The organism is Bacteroides sp. RTP21281st1_H5_RTP21281_210402, from assembly GCF_040918965.1.
Lineage (GTDB): Bacteria > Bacteroidota > Bacteroidia > Bacteroidales > Bacteroidaceae > Bacteroides > Bacteroides congonensis.
Genome location: NZ_JBCOWR010000014.1, coordinates 106,212 through 126,926, shown reverse-complemented (window position 1 = coordinate 126,926; position 20,715 = coordinate 106,212). Strand labels below are relative to the sequence as shown.

Annotated in this window: 8 protein-coding genes and 1 pseudogene; 3 read left to right on the top strand and 6 right to left on the bottom strand. The window is 46.6% G+C overall.

The window, feature by feature from the left end; genetic code table 11:
* The first annotated feature begins 1,076 nt into the window (after positions 1-1,076).
* The 3 genes from AB5443_RS19165 (at position 1,077) to AB5443_RS19155 (ending at position 7,553) form a co-directional block, all read left to right on the top strand.
* The gene (locus tag AB5443_RS19165; protein ID WP_307995450.1) at positions 1,077-2,000 is read left to right on the top strand and encodes a family 43 glycosylhydrolase; all 924 of its coding nucleotides are present in this window, start codon (positions 1,077-1,079) and stop codon (positions 1,998-2,000) included.
* Between the two features lie 44 nt (positions 2,001-2,044).
* A complete protein-coding gene (locus AB5443_RS19160) occupies positions 2,045-4,909 on the top strand; it encodes a glycoside hydrolase family 3 N-terminal domain-containing protein (RefSeq protein WP_277134137.1) in 2,865 nt (954 codons plus the stop codon).
* A 91-nt stretch (positions 4,910-5,000) separates the two neighbouring features.
* On the top strand, positions 5,001-7,553 hold the full coding sequence (locus tag AB5443_RS19155) for a glycoside hydrolase family 3 C-terminal domain-containing protein (RefSeq protein ID WP_368114501.1): 2,553 nt from the start codon (positions 5,001-5,003) through the stop codon (positions 7,551-7,553).
* 382 nt (positions 7,554-7,935) lie between these two features.
* On the opposite strand, the gene AB5443_RS19150 is transcribed toward AB5443_RS19155, so the two are convergent.
* The 6 genes and pseudogenes from AB5443_RS19150 to AB5443_RS19125 form a co-directional block, all read right to left on the bottom strand.
* Positions 7,936-11,634, bottom strand: a complete 3,699-nt coding sequence (locus AB5443_RS19150) for a glycoside hydrolase family 2 TIM barrel-domain containing protein (protein WP_368119626.1) — start codon at positions 11,632-11,634, stop codon at positions 7,936-7,938.
* Between the two features lie 236 nt (positions 11,635-11,870).
* A complete protein-coding gene (locus AB5443_RS19145; RefSeq protein WP_277134143.1) occupies positions 11,871-14,579 on the bottom strand; it encodes a hypothetical protein in 2,709 nt (902 codons plus the stop codon).
* A gap of 44 nt (positions 14,580-14,623) precedes the next feature.
* Complete coding sequence (locus tag AB5443_RS19140) at positions 14,624-16,453, bottom strand: DUF5010 domain-containing protein (RefSeq protein WP_277134145.1); 1,830 nt, start codon at positions 16,451-16,453, stop codon at positions 14,624-14,626.
* A 30-nt stretch (positions 16,454-16,483) separates the two neighbouring features.
* Positions 16,484-17,845 carry a glycoside hydrolase family 99-like domain-containing protein gene (locus AB5443_RS19135; RefSeq protein ID WP_277134147.1) on the bottom strand — a complete coding sequence of 454 codons (1,362 nt, stop codon included), beginning with the start codon at positions 17,843-17,845 and terminating at the stop codon, positions 16,484-16,486.
* A 22-nt stretch (positions 17,846-17,867) separates the two neighbouring features.
* The gene (locus tag AB5443_RS19130; protein ID WP_022140157.1) at positions 17,868-19,856 is read right to left on the bottom strand and encodes a SusD/RagB family nutrient-binding outer membrane lipoprotein; all 1,989 of its coding nucleotides are present in this window, start codon (positions 19,854-19,856) and stop codon (positions 17,868-17,870) included.
* Between the two features lie 11 nt (positions 19,857-19,867).
* Positions 19,868-20,715 (bottom strand): annotated as a pseudogene (locus tag AB5443_RS19125) (SusC/RagA family TonB-linked outer membrane protein); the annotation flags it as partial.

Below are 20,715 nucleotides of genomic sequence, written 5' to 3'. Positions count from 1 at the left end.
GTTATCAGGGGTGGTTCAATACCCCTGGTGACGGCTCCGGTCGTGGCTGGCATCATTACAATGGTCGTGATGGGTTTCGTCCGGGTTCCTGTTCGGTCGATTTCTGGCCGGAAGTGTCGGAATATAAGAAACTCTATAAAACGGAGTTTACTTTTGCAGACGGTAAACAGGCATCTGTTTTTTCTTCTTATGATGAGTCTACGGTCAATGTTCATTTCAAATGGATGAAAGAGTATGGACTGGACGGAGTATTCATGCAGCGTTTTATCACGGAGATTCGGAACGAAAGTGGGATGAAACATTTCAATAAGGTGCTGAATTCGGCGATGAAAGCTGCCAATAAATATGAGCGTGCTATCTGTGTGATGTACGACTTGAGCGGAATGAAGCCGGGTGAGGAAGACTTCCTGCTCAAAGACATAGCGGAGATTGCACAGCGATATTCCATAAAAAATCGGGCAAAGAATTCTTCCTATCTGTATCACAACGGCAAGCCACTGGTTACGGTATGGGGAGTGGGATTTAATGATAACCGACGTTATGGGCTGAAAGAAGCTGCGCGTATCATTGATGGCTTGAAATCTCAGGGATTCAGTGTGATGCTTGGAGTGCCTACCCAGTGGCGCGAACTGAAAGGTGATACGGAATCAGACCCTCAGTTGCACGCACTTATCAGAAAATGTGATATTATCATGCCCTGGTTTGTTGGGCGATACAATCAGACTACCTATCCGAAATATCAGAAACTCGTAGAAGAAGATATTCAGTGGGCGAAGAAGAATCAGGTTGATTATGCTCCGTTGGTTTTCCCGGGTTTTTCATGGGCGAATATGAAGGGGAAAGATAACAATTCACTTATCCCCCGCAACAAAGGCTCTTTCCTTTGGGAACAGTTGATGGGAGCTATTCGGGCAGGTGCCGAAATGATTTATGTAGCAATGTTTGATGAAATAGACGAGGGGACGGCTATCTTTAAGTGTGCCAAGAAAGTTCCGGTAGGTGAAAGTACGTTTGTGCCTATCGAGGAAGGGGTGGAAAGTGACCATTATCTGAAATTAGTAGGCGAAGCGGGTAAGATTTTACGTAAGGAAAAGGCGATAGCACTGAATACAAGTCTGAATCCTGTAGCTCCGAATCCCTTTATCCGGCATATGTACACAGCCGACCCTTCGGCTCATGTCTGGAAAGACGGACGCTTGTATGTATATGCTTCCCATGATATTGCCCCGCCGCGCGGATGTGACTTAATGGACCGTTATCATGTATTCTCAACCGACGATATGGTGAACTGGACAGACCACGGGGAGATTCTTAGTTCTGAACAAGTACCCTGGGGACGGAAAGAGGGCGGTTTTATGTGGGCACCGGACTGTGCTTACAGGAACGGTACTTATTATTTCTATTTTCCCCATCCCAGTGAGACAGCGTGGGATAACAGTTGGAAGATTGGAGTGGCTACCAGCAACAAGCCGGCGGAAGGATTCAAAGTGCAGGGATATATCGAGGGAATGGACCCGCTGATTGACCCTTGCGTCTTTGTGGATGACGACGGGCAGGCTTATATCTACAATGGCGGTGGCGGCATCTGCAAAGGAGGCAAGCTGAAAGATAATATGATAGAACTGGATGGTTCGATGCAACTGATGAAAGGGTTGGAAGACTTCCACGAAGCAGCTTGGATTCACAAATATAACGGAAAATATTACCTGTCTTACTCCGACAACCATGATGAGAACTGGAATGACGGCGTGAAAGGAGATAATCGGATGCGTTATGCCATCAGTGACTCCCCGCTGGGACCGTGGGAATCGAAAGGTATCTATATGGAACCGACCGACAGCTATACGAATCATGGCTCTATCGTCCAGTTCAAAGGGCAGTGGTATGCTTTCTATCACAACAGCACACTGTCCGGGCATGATTGGTTGCGCTCTATTTGTGTAGATAAGTTATACTACAATCAGGACGGCACTATACAAATGGTAAAGCAGACGAAATAAATAGATAAACGGAATACTAATAATAGTTGAAAAACGAATATAACATGAAAAACAAAATGAAATGGATGCTGGCAGTAGGATTATTGTCGTGTTCAGTAGCAATGGCGCAACAACAGAGCGATATTCTATCGGTAGCGGCTTCTGCAAACGCAGAAAATGCTTCTTTGGCATTTGATAAAAATGCAAAGACAATGTGGACAATCCCCTCTCAGGCATTAAAGACCGAACAATGGCTGATGTTTACCATTCAACAACCCGGCGATGTCTGCGAACTGGAGCTTCAGATGCAGGGTATCAACAAAAATGAGTTGAAAGATGCATTGGATATTTTTGTCACTTATGACCCGATGAACCTGGGAACTTCTGTAAGTTACCAGATAGAGGGGAGTGATAAACAAATGAAAGTGAAATTTCCCCCTAAATATGGCGCTCATGTCAAGCTGAACTTCAAATCAGGAAAGCTGGATAAGCCTTTTTCTCTTAAGGAGATTTCTGTGTTCGTAGCGGAAAAGGTGTTGAAGGACAGCAAAGGTAAAGTAACCGACCGTCGTTATATGGACGCGTCCCTTCCCGTAGAAGAACGCGTAGAGAGCCTGTTGGCTGTAATGACGCCGGAAGATAAAATGGAATTGATTCGTGAAGGATGGGGGATTCCCGGTATTCCTCATTTGTATGTACCGCCTATCACAAAGGTAGAAGCAGTACATGGTTTCTCGTACGGAAGCGGCGCGACTATTTTCCCGCAGGCTTTGGCGATGGGAGCGACCTGGAACCGGAAACTGACGGAAGAAGTGGCGATGGTAATCGGTGACGAGACTGTAGCGGCAAATACCAAACAGGCATGGTCGCCCGTATTGGATGTTGCACAGGATGCACGCTGGGGACGTTGTGAAGAAACTTTCGGGGAAGACCCGGTACTGGTTTCACAAATAGGCGGTGCATGGATTAAAGGTTATCAGTCCAGAGGCCTGTTCACCACTCCCAAGCATTTTGGCGGACATGGCGCTCCGTTGGGCGGACGTGACTCGCACGACATCGGCCTGTCCGAGCGTGAGATGCGTGAGGTGCATTTGGTTCCGTTCCGTCATGCTATCCGCAACTACGATTGCCAGTCTTTGATGATGGCTTACTCCGACTATATGGGGATTCCTGTTGCCAAAAGCACGGAACTGCTGCAACAGATTTTACGTCAGGAATGGGGATTCAACGGATTTATCGTCAGTGACTGCGGTGCTATCGGAAATCTGACTGCCCGTAAGCATTATACGGCAAAAGATAAGATTGAAGCTGCCAATCAGGCATTGGCTGCCGGTATTGCTACCAATTGCGGTGACACTTATAATAATAAGGAAGTGATTCAAGCTGCAAAAGACGGACGTATCAATATGGAAAACCTGGATAACGTATGCCGTACCATGCTATCTACCATGTTCCGCAACGAACTCTTCGAGAAGAACCCTTGCAAACCTTTGGACTGGAAGAAAATCTATCCGGGATGGAACTCGGACAGCCATAAAGAAATGGCGCGTCAGGCAGCCCGCGAATCTATTGTAATGTTGGAAAATAAGGATAATCTTTTGCCTTTGTCCAAGACCGTACGTACTATTGCCGTACTAGGCCCTGGGGCAGATGACCTTCAACCGGGTGATTACACTCCGAAATTGCAGCCCGGACAATTGAAATCCGTCCTGACGGGTATAAGGAATGCCGTAGGCAAACAGACAAAAGTTCTCTATGAACAAGGTTGTGACTTTACAAATCCGGATGCAACGAATATCCCCAAAGCAGTCAAAGCCGCTTCCCAATCGGATGTTGTAGTAATGGTATTGGGCGACTGTTCCACCAGTGAAGCCACCAACGACGTCCGCAAGACATGCGGAGAAAATAATGACTGGGCTACCTTGATTTTACCGGGCAAGCAACAGGAATTGCTGGAAGCGGTTTGTGCAACCGGAAAACCTGTGATTCTGGTTCTTCAGGCAGGACGTCCTTACGATATTCTGAAAGCATCCGAAATGTGTAAGGCTATTCTTGTAAACTGGCTTCCGGGACAGGAAGGCGGTCCGGCAATGGCGGATGTGCTGTTTGGGGATTATAATCCCGGCGGTCGTTTACCGATGACTTTCCCGCGCCACGTTGGGCAACTTCCATTATATTATAACTTCAAGACTTCAGGACGCCGTTATGAATATGTGGATATGGAATATTATCCCCTTTACCGCTTCGGATTCGGTCTTAGCTATACTTCCTTTGAATATTCTAATCTGAAGATACAGGAAAAACCGGATGGAAATATAACAGTTCAGGCAACGGTGAAAAATACAGGAAGCCGTGCCGGTGATGAAGTGGCACAGTTGTATGTGACGGATATGTATGCCAGTGTAAAGACCCGTGTCATGGAATTGAAAGATTTCGAACGCATTCACTTGCAACCGGGGGAATCTAAAACCGTCTCTTTTGAACTGACACCATACGATATTTCGTTGCTCAATGACCGCATGGATAGAGTGGTGGAAAAAGGAGAATTCAAGATATGTGTCGGTGGCATGAGCCCTGACTATAAAGCTAACAATGAGATTAAACATAGTGTAGGCTTTAGTGATAAGAAAAAGGGTGTATCCGGTATGCTTGATTATACTCATGAGTTTGGTGCCGACTTCGACCTCTCTATTTCGAAAGTGGAAGAGAATCTGACAAAGAACCAAAAGACCGTATGGGTAAGTGTGAAAAATAAGGGCACACTGATGGATATTGGAAAAGTCGAAATGTTTGTTGACGGTAAAAAGGTGGGTGATGCTATCCATTATGAACTGGGAGCCGGAGAAGAAAAACTGATTCCGTTCAAGTTGGGCAAGGACAATAAGCAGCCTGTCGCTTTTACTACCAAGTATAAAATGGTGGCTCTGTAGAGCCATCATTTGCCGGAACGAATAAAAAGAAGAATACAATGAAAAGGGCTCTTACATAATAAAAAAGGCTCATACATAGAATAAGGTAATAATGAATAGGTATAAAAAGATTCTGTTGGCAGGTGTTTTAGCTGTGATGTCTTGTTCTTTTATACATGCGCAAGAGTTATATAAGAATGAAAATGCTCCTGTACATGAGCGGGTGATGGATTTGCTGTCCCGTATGACCGTGGAAGAGAAGATAAGTCTGCTGCGTGCAACTTCTCCTGCCATCCCCCGTTTGGGCATTGATAAGTATTATCATGGCAATGAGGCATTGCATGGAGTCGTCCGTCCGGGACGTTTTACTGTATTTCCGCAAGCCATCGGATTGGCTGCTACCTGGAATCCTGTGTTGCAGAAACGGGTGGCTACCGTGATTTCGGATGAGGCTCGTGCCCGTTGGAATGAACTGGAGCAGGGCAGGGAGCAGAAAGAACAGTTTAGCGATGTATTGACTTTCTGGTCGCCCACCGTAAATATGGCACGTGACCCTCGCTGGGGACGTACTCCGGAAACGTATGGCGAAGACCCTTTCCTTAGCGGAGTGATGGGAACAGCTTTTGTGCAAGGGCTGCAAGGGGACGACCCGCGTTATTTGAAAATCGTTTCCACTCCCAAGCATTTCGCAGCCAATAACGAGGAACACAATCGCTTTGTCTGTAATCCGCAAATATCGGAGAAACAATTGCGTGAGTATTATTTCCCGGCTTTCGAAATGTGTGTGAAGAAAGGGAAAGCGGCTTCCATCATGACTGCTTATAACGCATTGAACGATGTGCCTTGTACGCTGAATGCCTGGTTATTGCAAAAAGTGCTTCGTCAGGACTGGGGATTCCGGGGATATGTCGTTTCCGATTGCGGGGGACCGTCTTTGTTGGTAAACGCCCACAAATATGTAAAGACGAAAGAAGCGGCCGCTACTTTATCCATTAAAGCGGGACTGGACTTGGAATGTGGAGACGATGTATATGACGAATATCTGCTGAATGCCTATAAGCAATATATGGTATCTGATGCTGATATTGATTCGGCTGCCTATAACGTGCTGACAGCCCGTATGAAGCTGGGGCTTTTCGATGAAATGGAACAAAATCCATATACAAAAATATCCCCCTCGGTGATTGGCTCGAAAGAGCATCAACAGATTGCTTTGGATGCTGCCAGGGAGTGTATCGTCCTGCTGAAGAATAAAAAGAATATGCTTCCGTTGAATGTCAATAGACTGAAATCAATAGCAGTAGTAGGCATCAATGCGGGCAAGTGTGAGTTCGGCGATTATAGCGGTGCGCCGGTGGTAGAACCCGTTTCTATCTTGCAGGGAATCAAAAACAGGGTAGGCGATAAGGTGAAAGTCGTGTATGCACCTTGGAAATCTGCTGCCGATGGCTTGGAGCTTATTCAGGGAGAGAATTTCCCCGAAGGACTGAAAGCGGAATATTTTGAAGATACCCATTTGAAGGGGACTCCTAAAGTACGCACAGAGAACTGGATAAACTTTGAACCTGCTAACCAGGCTCCCGACCCGTTCTTGCCAAAATCTCCTTTGTCTGTCCGTTGGACGGGAAAATTGAAACCTGCTATTTCCGGTCGTTATACATTCAGCTTTACTTCGGACGACGGCTGCCGTTTGAGCATTGACAATCAGTTATTGATTGATGCTTGGTCGGCACACGCAGTATCTACCGACTCTGCTTCGATTAATCTTGAAGCAGGAAAAGAGTATCAGCTAAAAGCGGAATATTACGATAACCGGGATTATGCTATCGCGAAACTGCAATGGAAAGTTCCGCAAGTAGGAAAAGCGACCCGTCTCGATTTGTATGGAGAAGCCGGAAAGGCTGTCCGCGAGTGCGAAACGGTGGTTGCTGTGATGGGAATCAATAAGTCAATCGAACGTGAAGGGCAGGACAGATATGATATTCAGCTTCCGGCAGACCAAAGAGAGTTCTTGCAGGAAATCTATAAAGTGAATCCGAACATTATCGTTGTTCTTGTTGCCGGGAGCTCATTGGCTGTCAACTGGATGGACGAATATATTCCTGCCATCGTGAATGCCTGGTATCCGGGTGAGCAGGGCGGAACGGCTGTTGCCGACGTGTTATTCGGTGATTATAATCCTGCCGGACGTTTGCCGTTGACTTATTACAAATCGTTGGATGAGTTGCCGCCGTTCGATGACTACGATATAACAAAAGGACGTACTTATAAGTATTTCAAAGGTGATGTCCTTTATCCCTTTGGTTACGGATTGAGCTATTCTTCTTTTAAATATAGTGATTTGAAAGTAAAAGACAGTGCGGATAAGGTAACAGTGTCTTTCCGCTTGAAGAACACCGGAAAGAGAAAAGGCGATGAAGTAGCGCAGGTGTATGTGCGAATCCCCGAAACTGGCGGCATTGTTCCGATAAAAGAATTGAAAGGTTTTCGGCGTGTTCCTTTGAAGCCGGGCGAGAGCCGTTTGGTAGAAATCGAACTCGATAAAGAACAACTCCGCTACTGGGATACAGCCAAAGAACAGTTTATAGTACCTACGGGTGCATTTGATATTATGGTCGGTGCTTCTTCCAAAGATATTCGTTTGCAAACGATAATCAATTTATAGACTATACTTATACCCTGTTTACCGGGGTATAAGTTCCTGTTTACAATATCTTCGGGCTGCGGAAATGCATGAAGATAAATCGAATATTTTCTCATCGTGATAAGAACATTTTCTCATGGTGATAAGAATTAATACTCATCCTTATGAGAATATTTTCTCATCGCGATGAGTATTTTTTCTCATTGCAGTGAGTATTGTTTGAGAATATAATAAGGTATATTGTGCTATGTATTAACTAAATAGCTATTCCGTTGTTTCTCATTTTACAGTTGGTTTTCCATCTTAGATATCAGATATAAATAAAGAGAGGAACTGTATTCATACATACAGCTCCTCTCTTTATTTATTCCTGTTTTTTACCTTCTGTCTATTCTCTACATACCTATTTATTTGTAGTCAGACAGTTAATCATATTCACTACTAATTTACCGGCTATCGGGTCGGTTGCGGCTTTTTCCGTACACATGGTAGAGATAATCGCTTCTCCTTTCCCATCCGCTATCTGTAACATCGTCAAGCCGCGCATAGACTCTATACGTTCGATGCGGTCTTCAGGTTTGCCACCGTCGATGTAAGCGTGGATTTTCATTTGCCCTGCCAGTTCCGTTACATTCTTATGACGGTGAGCTTTCAGGGTTGCGGTACATGCCACGGGTATTTCACGCTTATTGTTGTTGAAATAGCGAAGTCCCAGCACGTCAATGTCATTAAAGACCGGAGCATCATTGCGTTCCATGATAACGATATCGCCTTCTGTCGGGATAATCCATCCGGTGATGTATTCGGGATATACAGTCTTCACTACTTCCTTGCTGTTGAGGAAAAGAAGTTTTCCGCCTTTGGACTGATAAGCGCGGAGCATTTCCTTTTCTTCATCGGTGCAGGCTGTCAGACCGGAGATGACGCAAAGGTCAGCTTTCAGTTTGCTGTTGAGTAACTCTTTTACCGAAGAAACCGGCTGATACTTGATGTTCAGGAAGTCGAATACGTCTTTCGTGTTATCTTTATCTAATAATACAATCTTTTTGCTGTTGTCCACCTGACCTGCATTCCACTCTTTGCGGGCGAGCAGTAACTCGTATTCATTGGCAGAGATGGGCAAGCCGTTCTCTGTGAGTTTCAATACCAGTTTGGCCTTTGTCTTGCCGGCGGGCAGACAAGTCGGTAACTGGATATTGGGTTCGATATAATATCGTGCGTAATGCTTCACGGCAGGGATATTTTCACAACCGTTCGCCAACCGCTTCCCGGTTTCGTCTTGTATCTCCCAGCGAAGCAGGGAAGGTTTCAAATCCGTACCGTCTTCACGGTCATTCACTATATAGATGCGTGTAGGCAACTTCTCACCAGCATACAAATTGCGTCCCCACAGCTCTGCGCTGACCAATACGGGTTGCAAAGCCCGCTTCAAGGCATAGTAAGTAGGATACGGCTCAATGTTCTGATAGTCGTATGTCTGGCGGAACCATGTCATTAATGCAAAGTGCATGATTCCCGAAGCCTGGTCGTTGGAACGGCGGAGAGTTTCTGCCAGTTCACCCGTAATGAATGCCTGTACTTTCAGGAACGAAGCCGGGTCTGCCCAGTCATAAGCTTCGTAACCTATCAATGTATAAGGATTCTGATGAATGAGTTGGTAAGAACGTGTGGGATGGCCTGTTTCGTTATTGGGATAGCCCGTAGACATTTCCTGGCTGATAAGCGGACGGTCGGCTACTTTGAACTGTTTTTGGAATTCACCGTTGAAGAAGCGGAACACCGAGTAGTCATACCAATTATAATAGCCGTGCATATCGTCAATGTCACCATCATCAATACTGTTCATAAAGTCTGCACCAAATTTCTTGTCTTTGCCTTTCGCCTGATAATTGGAGTCGAAACAGATTGGGCGAGTGGGGTCGATGCGGCGCATCTCCTTCACTACATCCGAAATAATGCGGTATTTTTCTTTAGCGCGTTTCAGGTCGCTGTCATTGTCGTAGAACTTCATTTCATTATTTACTGTCCAGAAGAGTAATGACGGATGATTGCGATATTTTTTCAGCAATCCTAGGAATTCGTTACGCCACATCTCTAACAGGCGTTGGTCGGGAATCGGGGTGGAATGAATCATCAGCCATGACCATGTGCCTTCGAATGAAACACCAATACCATTATTGTCAGCGGCATTCATCCAAAGCTTGTTCCACGGAGTGGTATGTGTGCGTGTCACGTCGATATTTCCGGCCTTCATCAGTTGCATGAAAGTATTCGCAAGGTTTTCATCGTTAGGTGCCAGTGCAAAAGGAATATGATTTCCACCACGCAGCCAGTATTTGTTGCCGTTCAGATAGAAAAGTCCGTCCTTCACTTCAAAGGTGCGGAAACCGGAAGTTTCCGTCAGGCAGTCCAGTTCGGTTCCTTTGTCTGCGACCAGGCGGAATTTGAAGTCGTAGAGATTAGGATGCTGCGGCGTCCAAAGACGGGGTTTCAAGTCGTTTATGATGTAGGTTTCCATCCGTTCTTCGCCTGCGTTGAGGTTCAGTTTCCGTAGGGATAAACCGGAGTAAAATACGGAACCGGTTTCCTTGTCGATAATATCCGTGTAAAGGTCGAATTGTTTCTTTTTGCTGCCGTGGTTCTTTATGGTCACATCGAAAGTTGCACTATTCAATGTGGGTTTGATAAAGACATCTTCCACCTTCATCGGGTCGGTGACAGTCAGCTTCACAGGTTGCCAGATTCCGGCAGGTTCATCACCGTAGAAACCATGTGCGATGTCTTTCAGGATATCTTTCTTTACGGTCACTTTACCATCCTCTTTCTCACTTTCGCGGACGGAAGAGTAGAAGAAGTCGATTGCATTGGAGTCAGCCGAAGCGTTGCCGTCTGCATTACGAGTCACTTTCACGGTAAGCAGGTTCTTGCCGGGTTTCAGCAGTTGGCTGCCGTCTACCCGGATTTCACCGAACATACCGATGTTCGAAGCTGCCAGTATGCCGTTGATATAGATTTCGGCAATTTTAGAAACGGCGTCGAAGGTCAGAGTCAGGTTCTTGCCTGCTACGTCGGCGGGCAGTTCCATCCATTGGCGATACCAGGCGTATTTCACGCGGCGGTAATCAAAGGTATAGTTTTCGCAACGGTCGGTTTCCTGTTGGTAGTAGGTGTCCGATACGCCTTTCGGCTGTGCTCCGGTGGGAGAGGGCATTGTTTCGCCGTGCAGCCAGATGCGGATAGGATTCCAGAAGTTGGGGACGGACATGATATGCCAGTCTTGGTCGTCAGTTTGTGCTGAAATAGCTTTATCCTTGTTGTCCAGTTGATAGTCAGGCATAAATAGCCAGTTGCCATCTAGCGTGATGTCCGTGCGGCTGCCGGTGAGGGCTTTTAATTGAACGGGCGCGTAGGCGGCACGTTCCTCGCGGCGTTTGTTTTCTTTTTCCGCAGGGGTGGCTTTCTTTTTATATTCCGCTATTTTTACGTCTTTCAGTGCGTCGTCCACCATCGGGGTTACGACAAGGTCGTCAAACTCAGTCTCTATCCATCCGCCGCCTAAAGCAACTTCACCCGACGGAACGAGGTTCGCATTTTTGTCCACGAGGTCGATACGGGGGTGTTTCTCGTCATTGAGGAAGATACGGATACGGTTGCCGCAAACTTCTACTTTCACGCGATACCATTCTCCGGGCACAGGGTGGAAACCCAACGGACGGACACCCATAAACTCATCCGTACCCATATATCCCGTGCGCATCAGGTAAAGGTCGTCCTGCAATCCGCCTTTGATACCTACCACATAGCGGTCGAAGCGGTTGTAATTGCGGAAACTCGCCCAGATTTGTACCTGTTCGGCATTTTTAGGGGCACGGGCTTTGAAAGAGAAAGAGTAGTTCTTCCATTCGGGGTTGCCGAATAAGGCGTAGGAGCCTTTGGAACGGAATACGTTGTCGGCAATACTGCATGTGCCCCGACCCACCACTTTCAGTGTTTCTCCGGCGTTGGAGAAGTCGTTTGTCCATGAAGCATTGTCTTGTGCTTGTCCGTTCATGCAGAAGGCGCTGCACGCACAGGCTAGAAATATTTTGCTGATTCTATTCATGATATTACAAGTTAATAATAATTTTGAGACAAAGATATCGTCCGGCGATAAATTTTAGGATGAAGTGTCGCTTAATGTACGCTTAAAATGTGATTAATTATCCCTGCTCTTGTTTTTTTGTAAAAAGAGCCATGCCGGAATTCGAGGCCTGTAACAGACTTGCGATTTCACGGCATGGTTGTTTGATAGCATCTCTATTCAGAGTAATCTTTATTACTCTGAATAGAGATTAAGATTTACCCCTCAACAATTCTGAAGAACAGGTTCTGATTTGAGAAGTCGGTATTATAATCAATCCTTATTTGAAAATTGGTTGTAGTCGGAACTAACTTTAATTTGAATGTCTGTTCGTCACTGTCAATTTCCAAGCCGGCAGTAGTCTCATTACCTTGTGGTTGGAACTTTAACTCACACCTTCTTTTGCCAAAGTATTTCTTTGCATAATCGGTTATCACAAGTTTATTTGTGGCAAAATCATATTTTATTAATGCGGGAAGATTCTTTCCGGTAAGATTGTCAGGCCCGCCATAAACATCCCATGAACAACCGTTTACCCAGAAATTGTGATTTTTGAAGTAATCTCCGAATTTATACACTTTGCCTACTTCCAAATCTGACAATTTCTTCTTTTCCGGGTCGCCCGTTATTTCAGATACTTTGATTTCATAGTCTGTACTGATGACGCCCGTTGCGTTTGGCTGTTTGTCAAGTCCCATGTAGATTGTGTTTTCACCTGGTTGGCGAACGGGGTCTTTGATGTACCACTGTTCATTTCCGTTAGAGTTAGTTGCTCCCTTACCGGCATCGAATGTCCAAGAGAATTTGACACCATTATTGGCTTCTGTCATATCACTCACTTTCTTGTCGTTGAAATTGAAGTTATACAGAGCCCATACCGGACTTAATGTTAAAGTATAGTTGTCGGCATCCCATTTGAAGTTAGTACCCCATTTTTCTTTTACCTTGTCATTCTGGTCGTCTCTATTCAATGTGATTTTGAAATCAGCGTCAGCAGGTTTGAAATTATACAAGGTAGTGCGCAAATCCAGCTCGTTGAAGTGGTAACCCAGTTCTTCATCATACACACCGGGGATTGCCAATTTCTTGCCTAATATACGTATATTCTGATTCGGGTCGGTATCCGGATGGTCAATACCGGCTTTTACATACATTTGAATAGCCAGTTCTTCTTTTGCGGTCGGAGCTTCCACTACATATTTCGTACCTACATTTCCTACATACAATCCCACTTCTTTCTCATTGAGAGTGAAAGGAGCTTTGTCTGTTCCTTCATCATTCATTGCGAACAGGTTAGCACCTTCTATGCCATCAGCTTGAGGGCCTACCAACAGATAACTGGTCTTTTGGGCGGCATCGTAGTAAAGGCATACTTCACCATTAGCTAACTCAGTGTCTTGTGTAATCGTTGCAAGGTTGGTAGTCATCGGGATGGCTTCCCAATTGCCGCCATTGGCTTGAGTACCCAGTTTCCATGCTTTGGACGCAGTGACACCGAGATTTTCCATTGTTGTTTGGGCATTCTGTACAATGAAGACTTTTGTACCTTTGTACAGACTTTCAATGTCACTCAACGATACTGTTGTACTTCTTAATTCGATACCGTTCTTAGCGGTTGCTTCATCCTGTGAATAAATCAATACTTCTTTAGAGAATTCCTCTTCGGCAACGGTATAAGTTATTCTGACTTTACCCGACCTGTTAGCAGCTTTGGCAGTTAATACACCTTTATCAGTAACTTCGAATGTATTGTTCGGGTTTTCTGTCAATTCATAAGTGGTTGCAACTGCGAGTTCACTGAATCCCAGTTCGTCTACAAACTTCACTTCTTCGTTTTCACCGAATCCCCAGCCTATTGTTCTGGCAAGGTCGAGACTTTCCGTGCTGACGAATTTCAAGGATTCCGAGTTCTGATATACCGTACGTGTCTCACGATAAGCGAACACGCCGTTGTTGGCACTGTAGGAAGTCGGTTTCACTACGAAGTAGTTGGAACTTGTAGTCGTCTTGTCCAATGTGATTTCCAGTACTGCACCGTAGTAAGGAGCAGTCATGTTACTTGGAGTCAACTCTACGCTCAAAATGCCGTTTTCGTCTAACTTTTTAGTTGTATTTACCAACAATTGGGGCACTTCCGCACGTGTCAGCTTCAATTCGTGAATATCCGCACACTGGAAGTCAGCTTCGGACAAATCAATGTCTTTGGGCAGAATCTTGAACTTGGCGGTAGCTGTATGGGCAGTAACTACTTTGCCTTGTGTATTGGTATAGCTGGCTGCTTCCAGGAACTCGTCTTCTTCGAATACAAATTGTTTCTGGAAAAGGATAGAACTGATACCGCTGAAACCGCCGCCTTGTACGGGAAGAATATAGTTTTCACCGTAGATATAGACAGAGAGCGTTTTATTCTCTTTGTTTTCTGCCAGAATCGGTGTATCCTTGTCTGCGGTGATAGTGGTTTGCACCATTCCTTCCGTTTTCTGGATATAGATGTAACCGTTGCTCTTGTCATAATACAGTTGGTCTTTGTCTGTTCCTGGGATTTCCTGTTCGGTACCGAATGTCAGCACTTTATACCAGCCCGCACCTTTGTCTTTGGTATATCTCCATGTGCCTTCTTCCACCTTGAACTGGTAGAAAGGGGTGGCTTTATTGGAAGCCTGTACATACAACTCGTCTCCGTTGCTCAATACGATGGTATATTGCGACTGGTCTTCACTGGGATACCAGCTTTGTACGGTCAGGTTTGCGTTCAGCGCAGCTTCAATCTTTTCTTTGAATCTATCCATGTCGGACTCAACCGTTGTGATGCGGTTGTTCAGACCTTCGATATCCGAGTCGTAATCCTTGCAAGAAACAACTCCTGTTCCTAATGAAAACAACAGTGCTCCATAGAGAAAACTGTTTAATACTCTTTTGTTCATCATAGGTAAATTTTTAGTTTGATACATATTTTACTATTCTAATTTCTTTATTTCTCTGCGATAATTTCCGCGTAGTTCAGGCTGATATCACCTTCAGTCACAATCAGGTTGAAGTCGGCATATCCGCGTGCTTCACGGGAGTAAACGGCTACTTCGGCTTCTTCCCATGCGCCGCCTGTGGCAGGGAGACTTACGCTTTGGGTCATCGTGTCGCCAATCTGGCAACGTACGCTGGCTGCACCATTGCTGGAGTAGCGGAAGCGGATGGTGGATGCTCCGGTTCGGAAAGGAATCTCTTTCCATCTTAGCGTATTCAGACCGCCGGAAGTGAGGTTGGCGTGCCAACCGCCGTTGTACTTCGTATCGTCGCTGTATTTCACCACGCCCTGTTCGGGAGCATTGTTCATTTCTGTTTCCATCAACAACGACTCTATCTTGCTTCCCGAAACCGAACCGTTGAAACAATAGTCGCAGGCTTCCGCTTCCAATTTCTGTTTGGTCGGGAAAGGACGGTTGCTGTACTTGCGGAGCAGGTTGATGCGTTGGTTGGGATAGTCGTAGTAGATTTTATCCGAACTGCGCCACCAGGCTGCGTTTTCGGCAAGGTCGGTAAATCCTTCCAGGAATACGAGGTCAGGCTTTTTAGCTAAGAACGATTCCATCATCTTGGTTGCGTAGCGACCGTGGTCGGAGTCGATAAACTGCCAGTTCGGACGGGCGAGGTCACCTTGCACGAAGCCTGGGCATCCGCTGCCTACACTGAATCCTTTGAAGTTATAGGCGGAGATATAGGTGTTGTAGATTAAGTTCTCGTTGTACACTTCCTCTGACATATCCATAGTGGGAACTGCAAACCAGTTGTGAATACCGTCCAGATAGGGACAGTTGACCAGTGAGAAGTCGCGGTCGGTCCATTCGCGCTGAATGATAAGGAACGGACGCACGCCGAACGTACTGTTGAAATCGTCACTGATACACTTCAGGATATAGCTCAACTTGCCGTTGTAGGCATCCGATTTTGTTTCATCAAGCCCGGTCGTACTTTTGTATTTTGCCGGGTCTTTCTTCATCAGTTCGCTGAGGTAACTGTCCTGCAGGAAGCCGTTAGGATTCCAGAACAGGATAACCGGGCGTCCGTCTATCTCGAACCAGTAGTCGCGTGGCACGTTTTCGAACGAGGGTTTCAGGTTTGTATCCCAGATGTAGTAGTACACTTCCTTGCGGAAATCGTTGTTCGCCCCTTTCATATCTTCTTTTTCGGGGTCGAGGAACAGCAACGGATAGTGTGAGCCTTCTACACGGCTACCGTTTTTGAACGGCTTGTTGTCATAACCGTAGCCTTTGTGCGCGTTACGCGCAGCCGACCATGAAGCAGGCGTATCGTCGAAGATGGCGATTTTGAACTCGTGTTCCACACCTTTACGCTTGATAGCTGCCATCAGGTCGTGGAGCTTGTCGGGACGTCCGTGGTCAATATCCTTGTTGGCTTCACCGCGACAGTTCATAGCAACATAATCCTGACCGCTGTAAGCGATTTCTTCTACGAAGTTATCCCACCAGTCGTCTTCGGTAATCGGACCGGGATAAGGTTTGTCGTCCTGTGCTTCCGGATAAGCGGAAGCAACGTAGCGGCAGAATAATGAACGGTTGTGCATGGTGGAAACGTCGGTTCTGGGCTTGTCCATCTTTTGGCGTAGGTTACCTTCGAATCCTGCCAGTGTACCTATCTTGTAGGAACGTACGATTTCCTGTTCTGTTCCCTGTCCGCCTTCAGAACCCGGACCGTCCGGTCCGTCATTCGGATTGTCGTCCGAGCACGTCCAGCAGAAAGCGCCCAAGCCCAGCAGACAAATGTATTTCCAATATTTATTTTTCATATTCTTTCTATCATTAAAGAGTTTACAATCTTAGTTTTTCTTGAATTGCTGACGGGTGATGTCCAGATAAGTCCGGCCGTATCCGTTGCCGTACCCTTCTACTGTCGGCTCAATAAAGGAGTCGAAGTTGTACTTGTTGTAGGAGTCGATAAGAATTAACCGGTTGCGTCCGGCATTCATCTTGGCTACGTTGCACATGGTGCGGTAGGTGGCAGCGTCTTTCTTCACAATCGGAGAGTTGCCGACAGAACCGCGACCGTCTTGCACCAGTTTGTTCCATGCCGGACCGACGCAAGGAACGAACTCCATACTGCCGTCGCCGAAAGCGGGCAACGCTGTTTCACGGTTGTACTTCCAGTTTTGGTCTATCATCTGCGGGTACATATAGGAACGGCTCATTTCCGACTGGTCGTACATATTGCGGCTGGCTACGGCATCTACGCAACCTTCCATGTAGAAGTATTGATAACGCATCTGGTTGCACCATACATCAGCGCTTTCCACCATGATGTAAATGTCGTAACCGGTAGCTTCTTTCACCGCTTTGCGGATGCCGTCATACATTGCCTTGGATTCTTGCGCATAGATTTCGCCTGTCTTGTTCTTGATGTAAACTACCGGGCGTGTGTCGTTCAGCTTGTAGTAACGTTCGTCCGAGAAGTAACAGCCGATTTTGCTGAAGAAATTGTTCAGTAGTTGCTGGCGGGTGTAGGTGACACCGTCATATGCTTTTCCGGCTGCCGTCTCGATACAGTTGCTTGAAGAAAGAGTGGGGGGCAGGTCGACAATGTTGTTCCAGTTGACAGCAATTACTATTTTCATTGTTTTCAAGTCTACGAAGTCTACTCCCGGTTGACCGAGGTGTGGCATCGGCAGGCGTTTGCCACCTCTGCCGGAACGTCCCAGCATCATTGTGACGAACAGTGAATCTCCCTGGTTGATTTCCGTACCGGGGCCCTTGCCCAAGTCAGCGCCCACTTCGGGCAGGATGATAAAGTTCGCTCCTGCTTCAATGCAGTCGTCCACGTGCTGCTGTACCATCGGTATCATGCGGTAACTCTGGCTTCCTGCGTCCGGTTGCAAATAGCCGTCCTTTTGTGATTCGGGCATTACTTGTGGTGTCAGGTTGTTGTAGTCGCTCTTGGCGCTCAGTTCCTTGTCTGTCAGCGTCAGAAGTTCCCAACGGGTGAAATTAGCGTCACCATTCGGTCTGGTGGTGATGTCATTCCCCTTGTAGTAGAAGATGCCCACCTGATAATCTTCGGTGACAGGAATTTCCGGAATCTCGTAGTTCAGGAAGTAGTCATCGACACTCGGACCTTCTTCCTTGCTGCATGCTGCAAGAAGTAGTAAGGCTGCGGAGCATCCGGTAATGTATTTCATTAGTTTCATAACTGTCTATCTGTTTATTATATTATTTATTATCTTCTATGCGTACCCACTTGATACTTGCCGCCAAGCGTTCTTCTCCTTGCAGGGAAGCGTATTCGGGATAGTCCTCGAGTACATTTTCGACAAACTCTTCAATTGTGTCGCCATACCAATGGGCTACCATTTCGTTGTTATACATCAACTGGCCGCCTTTCCAACGTTCGTACAAGCCTTCCTGGTTGTATGGACCGCCGATGCCCAACGGAGTGAAGAAATTATCATTATAGTTACCGTCGGAACGGGGTACGAGTGAAGTGGATTGCAGCATACGGCAGGCTTCACGGTAATAGTTCATGTTCCAGTTACGTTCGTCCGTAGGATATTGCAGGCGTTCGGGCACAGGGTCAAACTGGTTGGCACCATAGGTTCCGTAGTTGTTCGGAGTTCCGTTGTAGAAGATAGGCGGATATTGCATCACACGTGTTCTGCGTTCCAATGTCCATCCGGCGAATCCGTTGAAATAGTCGGCGATGTATCGTTGCTTCCATACCTGTTCCAGATTGTTCTTGTAACCGCCTTTTCCGTTGATGTCGGCTTTATAGAAGGCACGGTAGTCGCGGCATCCCAGTCCGTTGGTATTCCATTTGATACCGTTGCGTTCGATATATTCGGATACTCCGCTGGTGACGCCATATTCGTTCATGGAAGCACTGATACCGTTGTAGTAGTATTGTTCGGCACTCTGTGGCAATGCCACGTTCAATCCCCATTCGTCTTTACGCAATTGGATTTCGGCGAGCATGAAGTTTATGTCCGCCCATGTCAGCAGTTTCACCGTAGCGTCCTGCTTGATAAAGTCACGATGAATCAAGGCGTATGTATATCCCTCGATGCTGACGGAAGCTGTGGAGTAAAGGCTCTGGAGGTTGTTATTGTGCTCATCCTTGCCTACAATCCATCCGGTTGGAGTCTGTTTCAATTCGAAGCGGGGCAGGAACGGTACTCTGTAGGATACCTGAATATATTTCTGCTCTGCTACGGACCACAGGGAATCTCTTACTACAGCACGGTAGTCACCGCTCTCGTTGATACGTGATGTTTGTGCGTACTTGCTTAGACGAGGGTCTTTGTAGGAACGCATATAGCAGAAGAAGTATTCGTTCATTGCCGGGTATGTCAGGCCGCCTATCTCTGTTTCTAGTTTCGTACCTAGGTCGAACTCTTTCAGGATACGGTTGTAATATAAGGATACGTCGGCATTGGGGTCGGTTCCGTAGCGTCCGGCTGCGTTGTCGCTGTTGGAACTGAACAGGTAGTTGCGGTTTGTTTCATTCAATGCTTTTTCTATCTGTTCACGTGCCATGGAGATGGCTTCGGGACTTTTCTTCATATTCATCATGCGGATAGCTACGTCCAGACGCAGGGAGTTGGCAAATTTGCGCCATTTCTCAATGTCGCTGTCGCCACCGGCAGACGGATAGAACGGGTCTTTCAGCATTTTCGTTCCGTTCGGGTCGAAAGTTTCCACTGCCTGATCCAGCCAGCGGAGTATTTGCATATATGCTTCGGCTTCGCTGTTGTAGTAATATACGTTTCCGTAAGTCTCTTTGCAGGCAGAATCCAAAGGGATAGGTCCCCAGGTTCCGGTCAGTACGGAGTAGAGGTAGGCTTTCCAAGTGGTCAGTATCGCCCAGTAGTTGCCGTTGGTATCCCGGTCATATTTTTGTTCCATGATGGCTACGTCGCCCAGGACTTTCTTGTAGAAGTTATAGAATCTGTCGCCTACGTTGTCCGAACTTTGCGGGCTTGTCCAGGAAACTACGTAACGTGCCATGTAGGCGTAGTAGTTATAGTTCATTTCGGATAATACGTCCAGGGATTTGTAGATAGTGCCCGGAAATATCTTCTGAATGTCAATCTCATCCAGATATAGCTTGTTGGGGTTTTGGTTGGTTGCGTCGAAACTATCCACGCAAGATGTAGCCAGTCCCAACAGGGCTGCAGTGCATAGTGTATATAAGTACTTTTTCATCGTCATCGCTGTTAAAAAGTTATTTTAAAATCGAAACCGTAACTGGAAGTGGGCAGGTTGAAGCCTCGTTCCAAACCTTGTTGGATTCCCATGGAAGAAGTGGCTTCCGGGTCAATTCCTTTCGGCGTTTTCTGATGAAGAATAGCTACGTTCCTGCCTACGGCGGAAACTCTCATGGATTGTATGAACCCTATCTTTCTCAGCCAGTTCTTGGGAATGTTGTACCCTAAAGAAATTTCTTTCAGTTTCACGTAAGAAGCGTCGTACAGATAGAGTTCGCCGTTTTTACCGCTGTCGTTGGTCCAATAGTCAATCGGTTTAATCCAAGCCTGGCAAGGTTGTCCCGCCAATCCCGGTACGGAACTGTCATAAACGGCTCCGGGAATATTCATGCCTTTCGGGCGCGAAGCGTCCATGTAGATGTTGTTCTTGCCATTGGGGACGTATTTAGGGTCGAGAATACCGAGGTAGCCAGTCTGGTCGCCTTCATTCAGAATCAAGTCGGAGAACAGGTGTTCGGTACGTCCGCCTAGTGACATGATGGATTGCGCGTTTCGGGAAGACTGGAAAGCTGTCTCCGCCCATACGTGCCCGCCCATACGGATGTCTAACATGGCGGAGAAAGTCAAATCTTTCCAACGGAGAGAAGTACGGATACTGCCTGTCCATTTCGGCTCTACGCTGGCAAGGAATTTAGCTTCGCCTGACAAGGGACGGCCGTTGGCTCCCACCAACACTTGTCCTTCGTCATTGGTCTTCCACGGCTCGCGGCAGTAGAGGCTGACTAGCGGCTCACCTTTCACAATGCGCAGTTCCACGCTGTTTTGTACGGTAGTCAGTGTCATGTAGTCCATACCGT